The 1,302-nt window shown below is 49.9% G+C and carries 1 protein-coding gene and 1 pseudogene; both read left to right on the forward strand.

Annotated features, from left to right (window positions below; all coding sequences use genetic code 11):
* Positions 1-874, forward strand: a pseudogene (locus ACQUTI_RS26280) (right-handed parallel beta-helix repeat-containing protein); the annotation flags it as partial.
* On the forward strand, positions 874-1,302 hold a 429-nt coding region (locus ACQUTI_RS26285; protein WP_428923426.1), incomplete at its 3' end, for a hypothetical protein. The pseudogene ACQUTI_RS26280 and the gene ACQUTI_RS26285, both read left to right, overlap by 1 nt.

Genomic DNA, 1,302 nt, shown 5'->3' on the forward strand with positions numbered 1-1,302 from the left:
TGTTGGTTTCGGTCATTCATTCATGGCTAACCCGCGATTCCTGCGCACGCTGTCTGATTTAACCGGTCTGCCGACCTACAATTTTGGCCGGTCTGGCGGGCTGTCGCGGACCGTGGCGTTGCGTGCAGGGGCGTACACCGTATCCTATGCACCAGTTGGCGGCAGTATTCCCGCTTCCGGCTCTGTGGCGCTAACACCGGCGGACCCTGGGCTTTTGCAAATCGTTGGTAATGCCTCTCTGACTGAGGTTGTGAGAGGTAACTTCGCTGGCGTAGATGGTTCTCTCACTTGGGACGGAACAACGCTGACGTTTACACGTGATACCGCTGGCGCAGTTGTCGGCGTCTCATCCCCTGAGCCATTTATCTATTATCCGTACACCATTGATTCCACGAATACAGTGGCGTCTGGTGTGCGGTACGATGCGCACGGTGATGCAATTAACCTTCTCTGGCTCGGGAGGAATAATGCAACCCAGCAAGGGCAAATCCTGAGTGACGCAAAGGCAATTATTGGTAGCCTGACAGCACGTCATAAGCGTTTCGTTGTACTGCCAGAATTTCAGATGTCATCTGAAACAAAATCAACGTATGGGAATGGGAATATTCTGTGGCTGAATCGTGAGTTAAAAAAACTCGCTCCGGATAATTATTGTGAAATAGACGGCGTTGATTTACTGGCGAACTTTAATGCTCACTACAACCCGGCGTATGCACAGGATGTAGCGGCCATTGCTAACGGCATTACCCCCACATCGTTACGTCAGGATTCGCTACACCCTAGCCAGACACTGCAAGCTAATGCTCTGTATATCGGCGCGGACGTTAACGCGCAATTCGTTTATCAATTTATGATTAAAAAAGGTTGGTTATAATGGCGACTAAAGGGCCGTACGAAATACGCAAAAATTTAGAGCTGGCTTCAGGTGATATTCTGTATCGCGACCCGGGTATTTTCGATTCTACGATCGGGTTACTGGATTTTGGAGATACCTGGTCAGGGGCCGGGAAGACCGCAGGCTACCAGGCAAACGACCAGATTAAAAACCTGTGTTACGTGGACGATTACGCGTATCCGAACCTGGCCATGCTGTTTGACGGCGGCGGCATTCGGGTTGATGAACATAACGGTAGCAAAATCACGCTGCCGGAATCGTTCATTATCCCGGAAACCTGTACAAAACAGCTAGTACGCATGTGGTTTAAACTCCCGACGTCGGACATCGGAGATACAACCGTTTTATACAATAACCAATTGCTGGTTATTGGCGGGACATATGCATCAAACCAGTCTCTGACATAC

The organism is Klebsiella sp. 7-CIP_Kleb. (genome assembly GCF_050378655.1).
GTDB classification, from domain to species: Bacteria; Pseudomonadota; Gammaproteobacteria; order Enterobacterales; family Enterobacteriaceae; genus Klebsiella; species Klebsiella quasipneumoniae.